13 protein-coding genes are annotated in these 14,370 nt (G+C 73.1%); 7 read left to right on the plus strand and 6 right to left on the minus strand.

Going from position 1 to position 14,370, the window contains the following annotated elements:
* Window positions 1–99 precede the first annotated feature (99 nt).
* Window positions 100–795: a response regulator gene (locus ACWCQ1_RS22805; RefSeq protein ID WP_133041179.1), complete on the plus strand. Its 696-nt coding sequence runs from the start codon at window positions 100–102 to the stop codon at window positions 793–795.
* Between the two features lie 199 nt (window positions 796–994).
* Window positions 995–1,474: a hypothetical protein gene (locus ACWCQ1_RS22810; protein WP_358593497.1), complete on the plus strand. Its 480-nt coding sequence runs from the start codon at window positions 995–997 to the stop codon at window positions 1,472–1,474.
* Between the two features lie 4 nt (window positions 1,475–1,478).
* Here ACWCQ1_RS22810 and ACWCQ1_RS22815 read toward each other — a convergent pair whose 3' ends face one another.
* From ACWCQ1_RS22815 to ACWCQ1_RS22830, 4 genes are all read right to left on the minus strand, one after another.
* Window positions 1,479–2,516: a L,D-transpeptidase gene (locus ACWCQ1_RS22815; protein ID WP_451027222.1), complete on the minus strand. Its 1,038-nt coding sequence runs from the start codon at window positions 2,514–2,516 to the stop codon at window positions 1,479–1,481.
* Window positions 2,517–2,655: 139 nt separating this feature from the next.
* Window positions 2,656–2,811, minus strand: a complete 156-nt coding sequence (locus ACWCQ1_RS22820) for a hypothetical protein (RefSeq protein WP_451027223.1) — start codon at window positions 2,809–2,811, stop codon at window positions 2,656–2,658.
* Complete coding sequence (locus tag ACWCQ1_RS22825; protein WP_451027224.1) at window positions 2,811–3,746, minus strand: pyridoxamine 5'-phosphate oxidase family protein; 936 nt, start codon at window positions 3,744–3,746, stop codon at window positions 2,811–2,813. Before ACWCQ1_RS22825 ends, ACWCQ1_RS22820 begins: the two co-directional genes overlap by 1 nt.
* On the minus strand, window positions 3,743–4,438 hold the full coding sequence (locus ACWCQ1_RS22830) for a hemerythrin domain-containing protein (RefSeq protein ID WP_451027225.1): 696 nt from the start codon (window positions 4,436–4,438) through the stop codon (window positions 3,743–3,745). Before ACWCQ1_RS22830 ends, ACWCQ1_RS22825 begins: the two co-directional genes overlap by 4 nt.
* Before the next feature lie 167 nt (window positions 4,439–4,605).
* Between ACWCQ1_RS22830 and ACWCQ1_RS22835 the strand changes: the two genes are divergently transcribed.
* Window positions 4,606–7,941, plus strand: a complete 3,336-nt coding sequence (locus ACWCQ1_RS22835; RefSeq protein ID WP_451027226.1) for a BTAD domain-containing putative transcriptional regulator — start codon at window positions 4,606–4,608, stop codon at window positions 7,939–7,941.
* Between the two features lie 30 nt (window positions 7,942–7,971).
* On the opposite strand, the gene ACWCQ1_RS22840 is transcribed toward ACWCQ1_RS22835, so the two are convergent.
* Together ACWCQ1_RS22840 and ACWCQ1_RS22845 are read right to left on the minus strand one after the other, a co-directional pair.
* Window positions 7,972–9,768, minus strand: coding sequence for a sensor histidine kinase (locus ACWCQ1_RS22840; protein WP_451027227.1), 1,797 nt, complete (start codon window positions 9,766–9,768; stop codon window positions 7,972–7,974).
* The gene (locus ACWCQ1_RS22845; protein WP_358593490.1) at window positions 9,758–10,456 is read right to left on the minus strand and encodes a response regulator transcription factor; all 699 of its coding nucleotides are present in this window, start codon (window positions 10,454–10,456) and stop codon (window positions 9,758–9,760) included. The genes ACWCQ1_RS22840 and ACWCQ1_RS22845 overlap by 11 nt, the downstream gene beginning before the upstream one ends.
* 92 nt (window positions 10,457–10,548) lie before the next feature.
* On the opposite strand from ACWCQ1_RS22845, the gene ACWCQ1_RS22850 reads away from it, so the two are divergent.
* Genes ACWCQ1_RS22850 through ACWCQ1_RS22865 form a run of 4 tightly spaced genes read left to right on the plus strand, consistent with a single transcriptional unit; the run spans window position 10,549 to window position 14,279 of the window.
* Entirely contained in the window at window positions 10,549–11,097 is a 549-nt protein-coding gene (locus ACWCQ1_RS22850) for a hypothetical protein (RefSeq protein ID WP_133041174.1), read from the plus strand.
* Window positions 11,084–12,337, plus strand: coding sequence for a hypothetical protein (locus tag ACWCQ1_RS22855; RefSeq protein ID WP_451027228.1), 1,254 nt, complete (start codon window positions 11,084–11,086; stop codon window positions 12,335–12,337). Before ACWCQ1_RS22850 ends, ACWCQ1_RS22855 begins: the two co-directional genes overlap by 14 nt.
* Window positions 12,334–13,044 carry an ABC transporter ATP-binding protein gene (locus tag ACWCQ1_RS22860; RefSeq protein ID WP_358593488.1) on the plus strand — a complete coding sequence of 237 codons (711 nt, stop codon included), beginning with the start codon at window positions 12,334–12,336 and terminating at the stop codon, window positions 13,042–13,044. Before ACWCQ1_RS22855 ends, ACWCQ1_RS22860 begins: the two co-directional genes overlap by 4 nt.
* Window positions 13,041–14,279: an ABC transporter permease gene (locus tag ACWCQ1_RS22865; RefSeq protein ID WP_451027229.1), complete on the plus strand. Its 1,239-nt coding sequence runs from the start codon at window positions 13,041–13,043 to the stop codon at window positions 14,277–14,279. Before ACWCQ1_RS22860 ends, ACWCQ1_RS22865 begins: the two co-directional genes overlap by 4 nt.
* The last annotated feature ends 91 nt before the right edge of the window (window positions 14,280–14,370 follow it).

A 14,370-nucleotide genomic window follows, 5' to 3' on the forward strand; every position in this document is an offset into this window, starting at 1 on the left:
GACCGGTTGGGAATATGACCGGACCGCAACAGCCCCGACTGTGTGATCATCGTGCAACAGCGCCGCGATCGGTCGACGGGCGCCGCCGATACTGATCGCATGCCTCGTGTGCTCCTCGTCGAAGACGATCCCGGTGTCCGCGAAGGGGCCCGGCTGGCCCTGCGCCGCCAGGGGCACGACGTCGCCGCGGCCGCCACCGGGGAGGAGGGGCTGGACCGCCTCCGGGCGTTCCGGCCGGACGTCGTGGTGCTCGATCTGATGCTGCCGGGGATCACCGGGCTGGAGGTGTGCCGACGGATCCGCGCCGACAGCCAGGTACCGATCATCATGGTGACGGCGATGGGCGACGACGTGGACATCGTGGTCGGACTCGAGACCGGGGCGGACGACTACGTCGTCAAACCCGTCCAGGCCCGGGTGCTCGAGGCCAGGATCCGCGCCGTACTGCGCCGCATCGACACGGGGCCGTCCCCGGACGGTGGCGGCCCGAGGACCGAGACGTACGGCGAGCTCCGCATCGACCGGGCCGGGCTCAGCGTCACCTGCGCGGGCGCCGAAGTCCCGCTGGCACCCTCCGAGTTACGGCTGCTGCTGTCCCTGTCCGCCTCCCCCGGCCGCGTGTTCAGCCGCCAGCAGCTCCTGGAAGCCGTCTGGGAACACGGTTACCACGGTGACGTCCGGCTGGTGGACGCCTGCGTCAAACGCCTGCGGACCAAGCTGGGCGAACCCCCGCGGCAACCGCGTTACGTCCAGACCGTCCGGGGTTTCGGCTACCGGTTCAACAGCCCCCGGTGACACCGCCGTTGCCTCCGTGTACGTCCCTTCGGCGCCGGTGGCCGCGCAGGGTCCCCCTGCCGCGTGGCCTGCGCCTCCGTCTCGTCGTGGCCTTCGGGCTGGTGGCCGCCGTCTCCACCCTGTCCACCGGGGCCCTGACGTTCCGGGAGGCGCGCACCGGCATCCTCCAGCAGAGCCGGAGCGAACAGGAGGACCGGTCATGAAGTGGGGCGTGCTGCTCGCCACGGCTCTGCTGCTCTCGGGGTGCGGCATCTCCTCGACCGGCGTGGTCCAGTCCGGAGACCCCGCCTCCGGCGTCCCGCCGTTCGTGCTGCTCTACTTCGTCCGCGAGGACCGCCTGGTCCCGGTCATCCACCGGATCGGCGACCCGGTCGACGTGTCCACGGCCCTGGAACTGCTGTTGAGCGGTCCGGACGCGTCGGACCGGCGGCACGGTCTGACGACCGCCCTCACCCGTGTCCCCACCCCGTGGACGAGCACGGACGGCGCCGAGGTGTCGCTGCGGCTGCCTCCCGGCACCGGGCCGCTGCCGCCGATCGCCGCCCGGCAACTGATCTGCACGGCCGCCGAGGCCCGCCTGGTCGACGACCCGGAGGCCGTGGCCACCGGGGTGACACTGATCCTCACCGGATCCGACGGGCGGGCGGTGCGCGGGAGCAGCGGCGGCTGCTCCCGCTGAGGCCTCAGGAGGCGATGGTCGTCGCCTGGCCGGTGCCGCTGTTCTGCAGCCACTGCGACCAGGACAGGTTGAAGTCCGCGTAACCGTTGTCGCCGGCGGCCTTGCCGCGGGGAGAGCCGGTGATGGTGATCGGGTCGCCCTGCTTGACGAAGTCGTAGAACCACTTGGCGTCCGACAGCGACAGGTGCACGCAGCCGTGCGAGCCCTCACCGTGGCCCGGATACGGGTCACCGGTGGAGTAGTGGACGTAGGTGCCGGAGCTGGTGAGGTGAACGTCCCACGGGAGGGTCAGGTCGTAGTAGTTCGGGTCGCCCTTGGTGCAGCTGATGCCGACGCTGCACGAGGTCATGTGGACCTCGGCCTCCTTGTCGATGACCGCCATGGTGCCGTCCCACGAGGGGAACGCCGCGCTGCCCGCGTCGATGGGCAGGGTCTTCACGAGCGTGCCGTCGTGCGTGACCCGCATGGTGTGGCCGGTCACCGACACGGTGGCCTCGTTGTCGTCGCCGATGGTGAAGGCGTGGTGGTAACCGTGCGTGCCGTAGCGGCCGTTGCCGTCGGTGACGCCGGTCAGCTCGGCGTCGACGCTGACCGAGGTGCCCGGCTTCCAGTAGGTCTTCGGCCGGAAGTCGACCCGCGTGTCGCTGAACCAGTGCCATGCGCCGATCGTCGGCACCGAGGTGGTGATCTTGAGGGCCTTCTCGATCCCGGCCCGTGCGGAGACGGCGACCGGCTTGCTGAAGACCACGGACACCGGCATCGCCACACCGACGGTGGTGCCGGTGCGCGGGGTGATGGACTCCAGGAGCATCGGCGGCCCGGCCGGCGTGCTCGGCTTGGCGTGGGCACCGGACTTGCCCGTGGCCGCGGCCGCGTTCGCCGAGGCCGCCTTGCCGTTGGACGTGGTCGCCGGGTGGCTTCCGGTACCGCACGCGCTCGTCCCCACGAGCACCACGCCGGTCAGCAGCGCGATCGAGACGGCCGTCCTGCGCCGGCCCGCGGTCACGCGCTTGTTCCCCCACAGCTGTGCATGCCTGCGCAATTCATCGCTCCTTGGATCGTCCCCCATGTCGAACATCTCATCGCACGCGTTCGGCCGATCCATGACCGATTCGTCTTGACCGTGTAACCGTCGTCCCGTGGGCCACCGGAGCGGAGTGTGCCACCCCTTGCTCGCCGGGTCAGTGGTGGGGTGAGCGCATCACCCGCTGGATCCGGTCCTCGCGGATATGCGCCCGCGGCCGGCGGCCGGCTGCCCGTACCACGGCCACGGTGGCCGCCGTGGCGACCAGGACGACCATGGCGACCACGGCGACCATGGCAACCACGGCGAGCATCAGCGGTCGGCTCGCTGCGGTTCGGCCGCGGCCAGCGCCCGGAACGCCGCCCACCGCACGCGGGGGCGTGGCAGGCCACGGCGTTCCAGATAGCGTGCGGTGGCCCGATGCGTCCGGCGCAGCACCCGCAGCGCGTCACTGGGGCGCCCGGAGCCCATCGGCTCCACCACGGTGCCGGGCACCAGCAGCCAGCCACCGTCGGTCTGCCGCAGCTCTCCACGAACGAGGGTGTTCCGCATGTTGTTCAGCCGCTCGTCGTGCCGGTGCACCAACAGGGAGGCGGGTCCGGCCGTCACGGCGACGTCGGCGGGCACCGTCACCGCGAAACCCGCGTCCGTCGCCACGGGCCGGGTCCGGGCGAGTACGGGTGCGCCCGTCCCGTCGCACGCCGCGAGCACCGCGTCGGGGTAGCGGGCGAGTTGCGCGGCCCCGAGCAGGGAGGACGCGGGGGAACCGGTGACCGGCCCGGTCGCGGGCAAGGAGGCCGACGGAGGGCGTACGACGGCCTGTTCCGGGGTGACCGTGATGAGCAGGCGCAGGTAGTACCACTCCATCAGCCGCCGGACGCCGGGGGCGAGGTAGGACCGGCTGTGCGGCTGCCGCTCGAAGAGCATCCGCCAGTAGTCCTCGGCGCCTTCCGGCCCCGTCATGATCTCGTCCGGGCACACGGCCCGGCCGCGGACGAGGATCTGCGGTGCGTGGTCGAGGCCGCTGCCGGTGGGGTCGGACCAGAGCAGGGCCACCCGCCCGTCCCGGCGTACGTTCAGCGCCTTCTGCGCGAAGGCCAGGGACGTGGTCAGCAGCAGCGTGCCGTCGGGCCGGCGTCCGACCGCGGCGGGCCAGGCCACCGGCGCCCCGTCCCGGCCGAGCGTGACGAACTCGCAGGTCCGGTAGGCGTCCAGGACGTCGAGGGGGACGGAGTCGAGGACGGTCACCGGCCCGTCCCCTCGGGCAGCGCGCCGCGCAGGGCACGGCAGGACGCGGCGTACTGCCGCCGGCCGACGGTCTTCCAGAGCAGACGGCCGAGGAAGGGGGCCTTGCCGAGGAAGTAGGCGCGCTCCTCGGGCGTCGCGTCCTCGAGGATCGCGCCGACGGCCGTCATCACCTTGTTCCTGGGCAGCTCCTCCAGCCCCCGCCGGCCCACCATGTCCCACTCGGCGACGGTCAGGTGGGCGGCGACCAGCGGCAGCACCAACCGCTCCTCGTCGTCGAGGTGTTCGAGCAGCGCGGCGCGATGCTCGGTCAGCGCCAGGGCCAGTTCCTCCCGGGCCACGGGGTCGGCATCCCGCCGCCACACGGGCAGCCACTCGGCCACGACCGTGAGGCTCCGGTCGATGCGCTGGTGCTGTTGCTCCATCCGGTCGACCAAGTCACCGTCCGCGCCCCGGGCGTGCAGCAGCGGCCACACCAACTCGTCCTCCAGGGAGTGGTGATGGTGCAGCCCCATGACGTAGTCGTCCAGGTGGGCCGCGATCCGTGCCGCGCGGGTGGTGTCGCCGTCCGGCACCGCCCGTACCAGTCGGGGCGCGAGCGCCGACTCTCGCCGGAAGACGCGGTGGACGACCACCATCTCGTGGGTGTAGGGCCGTTGGCCGGAAGGGGAGGGAAATGCCGTACTGCGGGACACGCCTGCTTGCTCCAACATCGAGGGCCGTCAGATGGCGCCCACGGTCGCCCGACCGTCTTGGCATCTGCTTGGGACCACCCTTGGCACCACCCGTGGGACACCGCTGAGCAGCGCGTTTAGCGCCTGTTGAACGGCCTGTCCGCGCCGCTCGGGTAGATTCGCGCGGCGTGCTGCGTATTCGAGTCCTCGGCCCCCTGGGCGCCGAGCTCCGGGGGACGTCCGTCGCCCTGGGAGCTCCCCGGCAGCGCGCCGTTCTCGCGATGCTGGTCGCGGCCCGCCAGGAGGTGGTGCCCGTCGACCGCATGGTCGACGAGCTGTGGCGCGGGGCGCCCCCGGCCAAGGCCACCGTCTCCCTGCACGCCTATGTGTCGAACCTGCGCCGCCTGCTGGAACCGGAGCGGCGCCCGCGCACCCGCCCGGCCGTCCTGGTCACCTCCCCGCCGGGTTACGCGCTGCGGCTGCCCGCCGAGGCGGTGGACGCCTGGCGGTTCGAGGCGCTGGTCTCCCGGGCCCGGAGCGCCCCGCCCGACCGGGCGCGCGAGGTGCTGGCCGAGGCACTGGGGTGGTGGCGGGGTCCGGCGTTCCTGGGGCACCAGGACGAGCCGTGGGCCGTGTCCGAGGTGGCCCGGCTGACCGAACTGCACTCTCAAGCACGCGAGTTGGCCGTCGCGGCCGACCTGCGCACCGGACACGCGTCCGAAGCGGTGCTGGCGGCCGAAGTCCTGGTGCGGGACAGCCCGTTGCGGGAGGAGGGCTGGCGGCTGCTCGCCCTCGCCCACTGGGCCTGCGGCCGTCAGGGCGACGCCCTGTCCTGTCTGCGCCGCGCCACCGCCGTACTGCGCGCGGAGCTCGGCTGCGACCCCGGACCGGCCCTGGCCGAGCTGGAACACGCCGTCCTCGCCCGGCGGTTGGACGTACTGCGCGCCGCCGTACCGATGGATGCGCCGGGGACGGCCGCCGGTGTTCCCGACGAGGAGGAGGGCCTCTTCGTCGGCCGGGAGGCCGAACTGAGCGCCCTGGACGCGGCCGCGCGGGCGGCACGGCGCGCGGGCGGTGTGGTCCTGGTGACCGGCGAGGCCGGAGCGGGGAAGTCGGCACTGCTCGAACGGCTCGCCGGGCGGCTGAGGCCGGCGGGGTGGACGGTGGTCTTCGGGCGCTGCCCCGAGTACGAGGGGGCGCCACCCGCGTGGGCCTGGGTGGAGGCACTCAACGCCCTCGCCGAGCACGTGCCGCCGACGCATCCCGAGGAACTGGTCGCCCTGCTGCGTGAGCCGGAGGCCATGGCCGCCACGACGCGCGACGAGGCCGCCGCGGGACGCTTCCGTACCCACCGCGCCTTCGCCGCCTGGCTGCGGGCCGCGGCGGCCGGAGGGCCGCTCGCCGTCCTCCTGGAGGACCTGCACCGCGGCGACGGCGAGACCCTGGCCCTCCTGGAGGCCGCCGCGCAGATCACCGGTGTCCCCCTCCTCGTCGTGGCCGGCTACCGCCCGGCCGAGGTGGGCGAGGACCTGGTCAAGACCCTCGGCCGGCTCGCCCTCCGGGCCCCGCGCCGCATCGCGCTCGGCGGACTTCCGCCCCGGGACGTCGCGACGGTGGTCACCGCCGTCTGCGGCGAACCCGTCGACGAGGACACGGTGACGGCGCTCGCCGAACGCACCGGCGGCAACCCGTTCTACGTCCTCGAAAGCGCCCGTCTGCTGGTCAGCGAGGGCGCCCTGGTGGCCGTGTCCGAAGTGCCGCAGGGCGTACGTGACGTACTGCGCCGACGCCTGGCCCTGCTGCCCGCCCAGGCCCGGTCGGCCGTCCAACTGGCGGCCGTGGCGGGCCTGGAGGCCGAGGTCGCCCTTCTCGTCGACGCGGCGGAGACCGACGAGGACACGGTGCTGGAAGGACTCGACGCCGCGCTGGCCGCGGACCTGCTGAGCGAACCCGGGCTCGGGCGGGTGCGCTTCGTGCACGCGCTGGTCCGCGACACCGTGTACACCGACCTGTCCGGGCTCCGGCGGGCCCGGCTGCACGACCGCATCGCGCAGGGGCTGCGGCGCCACCGCCCGCACGATCTCGCGGCCCTCGCCTTCCATTTCGCCCGCTCGGGCAGGACGGCGAACGCGCCCCTGGCCGTCGACTACGCGCTGCGGGCGGCGGAGCTGGCCGAGCGGCGGTACGCCCACGACGTCGCCGTGGGTCTGATCGAACAGGCTCTCCACGCACACCGGGCAGCCGTCGCCGACCGCGGCGCCGCCCCGGACGACACGGTCGCCCTGTTCGTACGGCTGCTGGGCGCACAGCTGCGGGCCGGGGCGACGGGCGCCGCCCGGGACACCCGGCAGCGGGCGGTCGACCTCGCGGTGCGGGCCGGCCGGGACGACCTGCTCGCCACGGTCTACGGCGCCTGGACCGAGCCCTCGCCCTGGCGCAGCCGGCTGGAGGGCTTCTTCGACCGGACCGCACTGGCCCGCCTGGAACGGCTCGCCGCCGACCGCGCGCTCGAGGGTGCGACGCGCGCCCGGGTCCTCCAGGTCCTCGTCGACGCCGTGGCCGCCGAGGAGGTGCCGCGGGCCGTGGAGGCGGCGCACGCGCAACTGGCGCTGGCCCGGGCGGAGGGCGAACCGCGCCTGCTGGCCTCGGCTTTGATGACCTCGGCCAAGCTGCTGCCGCACGAGGTGCAGGGCGCCGTCCGTATGCCGCTCGTCGCGGAACTGCGGCAGCTGGCCGAGACGCACGACCTGCCGGCCTACCGCTGGGTGTGCGAGCACCTCGACGGCATGACCGCCGCGACCCGCAACGACCCCGCCGGACTACGCCGGCACAACGCCGAAGGACTGGAACTCGCCCTGCGCTACCGCATGGTGTGGGCTCAGGGCATCGCCGCCGCGACCTCCGCGATGCTGGCCGCGGTCTACGGCCGCTTCGACGAGGCCGAGGCCCGCTACGCCGAGGCCGACGGCCTGTTGCGGCGCGTCGGGGCCCACCACGCCACCGGCCCCCGCACCCTGGGCCTGATCACCATCCGTCTCGCGCAGGGGCGGGCGGACGACATCGAACCGGTCGTCCGTGATCTGCACGCGGAGATCGGCACCCCGGTCGCCGTCGCCCACGCCCTGGTCCTGGCCCGGCTGGGACGGCTCGATGAGGCGGCGGCGGTGTCCTTCCTGCCGCGCCCGGTCACGGACCACCTCTACGGGATAGAGCTGGACTACCGCTGCGAAGTGGCGGTCCTGCTCGGCGACACGGACACGGCGGCCCTGCTGATCGAGCACATCCTCCCGATCCGCGACCAGTTCGCCGGGACGGCGGGTGCCGCCTACGCGACCCGTCCCCTGGCCCACGCGCTGGCCGATCTGTACCGGCTCCTCGGGGAGGACCGGGCGGCGGCCGAGCACTACGCGCTGGCCGAACGCGTCGCGCTCGCCTGGGACGCGCCGCACCGCGTCACCGAGGCCCGCCGGGCGGCCGTACAACTGGAGTCGGAGCGCAAGCGCCGCCGAACCCTGGGTGTCTGATGTCCGGCCCGCCCGGGCGCCGTGGGCGACTCACGGCCGCCGCGTGTCGGAGACGAGCGGCAGGCGCAGGGTGAAGACCGTTTCCGTGTCGGGAGTGCTGGTCACCGAGACCGTGCCGCCGTGCGCCTCGGTGAGCTGGCGGACGATGGCGAGGCCCAGGCCACTGCCGCCGGTCTGGCGGCTGCGGGACTTGTCGGCGCGCCAGAAGCGGTCGAAGACGCGGGACAGGTCGTCGGCGCCGATCCCGGTGCCGGTGTCGGCGACCGCGATCAGGACCTCGTCGCCCGCCCGGCGGCAGCGCAGGGTGACGGTGCCGCCGGCAGGGGTGTGCCGGAGGGCGTTGGACAGCAGGTTGCCGACGGCCTGGCGCAGGCGTACGGGATCGGCGGAGAGGACCGGGGTGTCCTCGAGGCGGGTGGTGAGCGTGACGCCGGCGGTCTCGGCCCGGCCGAGGTGGGCCGCGGCGACGTGGTCGAGGAGGTCCCGCAGCCGCAGGGGCTCGGGGTGCAGCCGGAAGCGGCCCGCGTCGGCCTGCGCCAGATGCTGGAGGTCGTCGACGATGTGCTGGAGCAGCAGGGCCTCCTCCAGCAGGGAGGCGACGAACGCGTCGTCGGAGACGGCCAGTCCGTCCTGCGCCGCCTCCAGCCAGCTGCGGATCGTGCTGAGCGGGGTGCGCAGTTCATGGGCGACATCGCTCACCATGGCCTTGCGCTGGACCTCCACCCGTTCGCGGCGCTCCGCCAGATCGTTGAAGGCGGCTGCCAGCCGGCCGATCTCGTCGTGGGTGGTCACCGGTACCCGCAGATGCTGCTGGGCCGGGCGGCGGGCCGCGTCGGTGAGCGCGCGCAGGGGCCGGACCAGGCGGGTGCCGACGGTGACGGTGACAGCCACGGTGAGGACGAGGACGAGCGCGGCGACACCGGCGACCCGGGCCGTGTTGGCCGAGGAGAGGTCGAAGCCGGGTGCGGCCGACGATCCGGTGGGGGTGGCGACGAACAGCAGCGCGGCCGGAGCGACGTACGGGGCGAGCTGCTCGCGGCGGGCGGTGTCGATGCATGCCTGGACGGCGTCGCCGGCGTTTCCGACGGGACTGAAGCTGAGATCGACCTGCACGGGCCGAAGGTTCTGGCGTTTGAGGCAGCCGGTCACCAGGGTGTTGAGCTGGTCGAGCGCCCGTTTCTCGGTGGGCGTGGGATCGTCCAGTCGGTACAGCTCGCACACGTCGCCCACCTTCCGCTGGACCCCGATGTCGCCGCCGAGGACGAGGGCGGGCCTGCCGTTCGGCTCTTCGGTGACCCCGGCGGGGGAGCCGACGCCGCGCAGACAGGACTGCAACTTCCCCACCCGGCTGAGCAGTTCCGCGCGGTCGGCTTTCCCCAGCCGGTACGGGCCGACCGCCCGCGGATCGATGCCGTCCGCCTTGACCCCGGGCAGCAGCGCGGGGTCGGCCCGCAGGGGGTCGATCAGCGCCGAGGCCTTGGCGGGGAGGGTGGTCATCGTGCCGGACGCGGCGATGGGGAGGCGGTCCTGGGTGGTCAGGGTGATACGGCGGCCGGTCCGTTCGGTCAGCCGTTTGAGGACGGGCGTTACCGCGGACCAGCCGGTGTGGCCGGCGGCGTAGCCGATGAGCGTGTCGTAGATCCGGGCATCGTCGGCGAGGACCTGTCCCTGCTCCTGCTGGATGGCGCTGGTGGTGGTGCGCGCGGCGAGCCAGGCGGTGGCCGCGACCGAGCACACGGCGATGGTGATCGACGCGGCCAGCAGCCGGACCAGCAGACTGCGCCGCAAGGGCACCCTGCCGCCGGCCCTGCTCTGCTCAGTGTCCACGGCTGCCGTCGCTGAGGCGGTAGCCGACTCCGAACACCGTCTGCAGGTAGACCGGCCGGCGGGGTACGGCCTCGATCTTCTTGCGGAGGTTCAACACGTGGACGTCGATGGTGCGTTCGGTGATGTAGCGGTCGTCCCCGCGCGTGCCGGCCAGGAGCTGGCGCCGGGTGAAGACGCGTTCCGGTTCGGCGGCCATCGTCGCGAGGACGTCGAACTCGCCCGGGGTGCAGGCCACTTGGCGGCCCTCGATCTCGACGGTACGGCGGACGGGGTCCACCGCGAGGGCGCCGACCCGCAGCACCGGGTCGTTCGGGGCGGCGGCCGTCCGGGTCCGCCGGAGCAACGTGCGCACACGGGCCATCAGTTCACGCGGGCTGTAGGGCTTGGTCAGGTAGTCGTCGGCGCCGAGGTCCAGGCCGAGCAGCAGGTCCTCCTCGGTGCTGCGGGCGGTCAGCATCAGCACCGGCAGATCGCTCTCGCGCCGGAGGATCCGGCACACGTCCAGACCGTCGACGACCGGCATCATCACGTCGAGGACCAGCAGGTCGGGCCGCTGGCGGCGGACTTCGTCGAGCGCCGCGCGCCCGTCGTGGACGAGCAGGGCCGTGTGCCCCTCCCGCTCCAGGTAGCGGCGGATCACCTCGGCCTGTTTGATGTCGTCCTCGGCCACCAGGACACGGGCGTTCATGGCGGCCAGGGTAGGCATGACGGGATCAGGTCAGACGGCTTTCTGACGGCGTCCTGACAGGATCGTCATAACTTCGGGCCATGGTCTGCGCCATGTTGAAACCCTCCACTCGAGCCGCGGTGTTCACCTCCGTCGGCGCGGCCGGCCTGCTCCTCCTCACCGCGTGCGGGGGCTCCGGCGGAAACGACGACGCGGACAAGGGCGGCAAGGACGAGGTCGCCTCGCTGAACACCCCGGCAGCCAAAGGCGGTTCGGCGAGTGCGAGCGCCGATCCCGACGCCGGCCGGCCGCAGATCCGGCTGGACAGCACCCAGGACGACGTCAACCGCATGTGGGACGGCTGGACCTCCTGTCTGAAGGAGCACGGCGTCGACAAGACGTACAAGAGGCACCCGGACGCCCCCGGCGTGAAGGCCTGCGCGGGGAAGCTGCCACTCGATCCGCCGGAGCTGGACCCGGCCAAGAACCCGGACTTCGTCGACGACACACGGGCCATGGTGAGGTGCATGAACGAGCACCACATCAAGAGCGTGGTGACGGACCGGGGCTGGGGCCTGGTCGACGGGGCGAGCCTGAGCGCCCCCAACTACGACCAGATCATGGTCGCTTGTCAGGTGAAGGCGTTCGGTGGCCACCACTGACGACACGGAGGCCGCCCGCCCGTCGAGCAGACGGCGCGTGACACCGGGCGGACGGCGGGTGGTCATCGGGGCGGTGGCCGTGGCGGTCGTCGTGGCGAGCGCGCTGACCGTGACCGCGTGGCAGAACGACGGCGGGAAGCCGGACACCGGCGGCGGCGCCGTGCACACCGCGACCGCCGTGGTGACCCGGAGCGACCTCTCCAACGCCCAGACCCTGGACGGAAATCTCGGCTACGGCCGGGCCACCACGGTGAAGGGCGGCAAGGCCGGCCTGCTCACCTGGCTGCCGGCGACGGGGGCCACGGTGCGCCGGGGCCGGCCGTTGTACCGGGTGGACAACGTGCCGGTACCGCTCTTCTACGGCGGCACACCGCTGTACCGGACCCTGGAGGCCAGGGGCACCACCGGGCCGGACGTGAGGACGGTGGCCGACAACCTCAGGGCACTCGGTTACGACGTCGGCGTACAGCCCGCGGTGGGCACCTGGGTCACCCCGCGGCACGTCACACCGACGGCCACCGCGAGCCCGCCGAGCCCCACGTCCGGCGCTTCCCCCTCCCCCACCGCCCCCATGGCGCCCTCCACCACTCCCGTCCAGGTCAGACGCGGCGACGGCGTCCTGACCGCCGGCCTCATCGCCGCGATCAAGCGGTGGCAGACCGCGGCCGGCATGCCGGCCACCGGGGTGCTGGGCGTCGGTGACGTCCTGGTGCTGTCCGGTGCCGTACGGGTCGAGGGCGTACAGGCGCAGCTCGCCGACCCGGCCGACGGGACCCTGATGACGGTCACCTCCACCGCCAAGTCGGTGACCGTCCAGGTCGACCCGGGCGAGGCCGGCTCGATGAAGCGGGGCGACACGGTGACGGTGAGCCTGCCCGACGGCTCCACCGCCCCGGGCACCATCGCCTCCATCGGCGCCACCGTCCGCACGACCGACGCGTCGAACGGCGACGACTCCTCCGGGCAGCCCCGGCTGACCGTCGGCATCGACCTGCGCGACACCGCGGCGGTGCGCGGGCTGAACTCCGCCCCGGTACAGGTGAAGTTCACCTCGGAGACCCGCAAGGGCGTGCTCACCGTGCCCATCGGCGCGCTGACGGCGCTGCGCGAGGGCGGCTACGCGGTCCAGTTGCCCGGCGGCCGGCTGTTGGCGGTGAAGACCGGGATGTTCTCCAAGGGCGTCGTGGAGATCAGCGGTGCCGGCATCAGCGCCGGGACCAGGGTGGTGACGACGTCATGAGCGCGCCCCCGGTGCTGGCGGTGCAGGGCGCGAGCATGGTGTACCCGGGCGGGGTCACGGCGCTCCACGACGTCTGGCTGGCCGTCGAACAAGGCGAACTGCTCGGCATCGTGGGCCCGTCCGGGTCCGGCAAGTCGACGCTGCTGAACATCATGGGCACGCTGGACCGGCCGACCAGCGGCACCGTGGAGATCGACGGCCAGGACGTGGCACGGCTCTCCGACCGCAGCCTGTCGGCGCTGCGGGGCCGCCGACTCGGCTTCGTCTTCCAGCAGTTCCACCTCACCGACGGGCTGACCGCCGCCGAGAACGTCGCCACCGGCCTGCTGTACGCCGGGGTGCCGCGCCGTAAACGCCGGCCGCTGGCCCTGGAGGCACTGGACCGGGTGGGGCTGGCCCGCCGGGCCCGTCATCTGCCGCAGCAGCTCTCCGGCGGTGAGCGGCAGCGGGTGGCCATCGCCCGCGCCCTCGTCAACCGGCCCGTCCTGGTGCTCGCGGACGAGCCCACGGGCGCTCTGGACACCGCGAACGGTGTGGCCGTACTGGATCTGCTGACCGCGCTGAACCGCGAGGGAACCACCATCGCGGTCATCACCCACGACCGGGACATCGCGGCCCAGTTGCCGCGCCGGGTGGAGATCCGCGACGGCCGCCTGCGCTCCGACACCCGCGTCGACGCCGACGCCCGCATGGAAAGCTGGTCATGACCATCACATCGACGCGGCGGCACGCCACCGGCGGGGTCGGCGACAGCAGGCCGGTGCGGCTGGCGCCGCTGGACATCCTGGGCCTGGGACTGCTGGGCATCCGGACCCGCAAGATACGCGCGGCCCTGTCCGCGCTCGGCATCTCGATCGGCATCGCCACCCTGATCGTCGTCACCGGGATCCCGGCGTCCAGTCAGAAAGCGCTGATGAAGGAACTCTCCGCGCTGGGCACCAACATGCTCAGGGCCGTACCCGCCAACCAGGACCCGCCGGTGCTGCTGCCCCCCGAGTCGGTGGACATGGTGCGCCGGATCGGGCCGGTGACGGCGGCCAGCGCGGTGGCCAACACCCATACGGAGGTCTTCCGCAACGACCGCCTGGGTGCCGACGACTACACCGGCCTGACCGTCCTGGCCAGCAGACTCGACCTGCTGCGGACGATCAACGCGCGGGTGGCCTCGGGCCGCTTCCTCACCCCGGCCACGGAGAGGTTCCCCACGGCCGTCCTCGGCTCGGTGGCCGCCTCCCGTCTCGGCGTCCCGAAGATCACCACCGGGCGGCCCGCCCCGCAGATCTACGTCGACGGCCACTGGTTCACGGTCGTCGGGATCCTCGCCAGGACCCCCCTCTCCCCGGACATCGACCGCTCGGTCCTGGTCGGCTGGGACGCGGCGCGCACCCTGCTGAAGTTCGACGGCCACCCGACCGTGCTCTACCTCAAGGCCAGGGAGTCCCAGATCGAGGCCGTACGTGACGTACTGCCGGCCACCATCAATCCCCCGCTGCCCGCCGTGGTCCAGGTCAGCCGCCCGTCCGACGCGCTGGCCGCCAAACGGGCCACCGCGTCCACGTTCTCCGCGCTCTTCCTCGGACTCGCCGGGGTCGCGCTCCTCGTCGGCGGCATCGGAGTCGCCAACACCATGGTCATCTCGGTCCTCGAACGCCGCCGCGAGATCGGCCTGCGCCGGGCCCTGGGCGCCAACCGGGGCCAGATACGCGCCCAGTTCCTCACCGAGTCGGTCGTCCTGTCCGCCCTCGGCGGCCTGGCCGGCACCGCCCTGGGCACGCTGGCGACGGTCGCCTACGCCACCCACCAGCACTGGCCACCGGTCATCCCCCTCACCTCGGTGACGGCCGGCCTCACCGGCGCGATAGTGATCGGCATGCTGGCCGGCGTCTACCCGTCCCTGCGAGCGGCCCGGTTGACACCGACGGAGGCACTGGCGACGACCTAGTGCTCTGACCGCATAGGTTCGCCGGGTTGGCGGTCATGACGGTTGGATGTGAGGTGACGTCCGAACCGACCGCTGGAGGCGCGGTGGCCGA

The sequence above is a fragment of the Streptomyces sp. NPDC002144 genome (assembly GCF_053593695.1).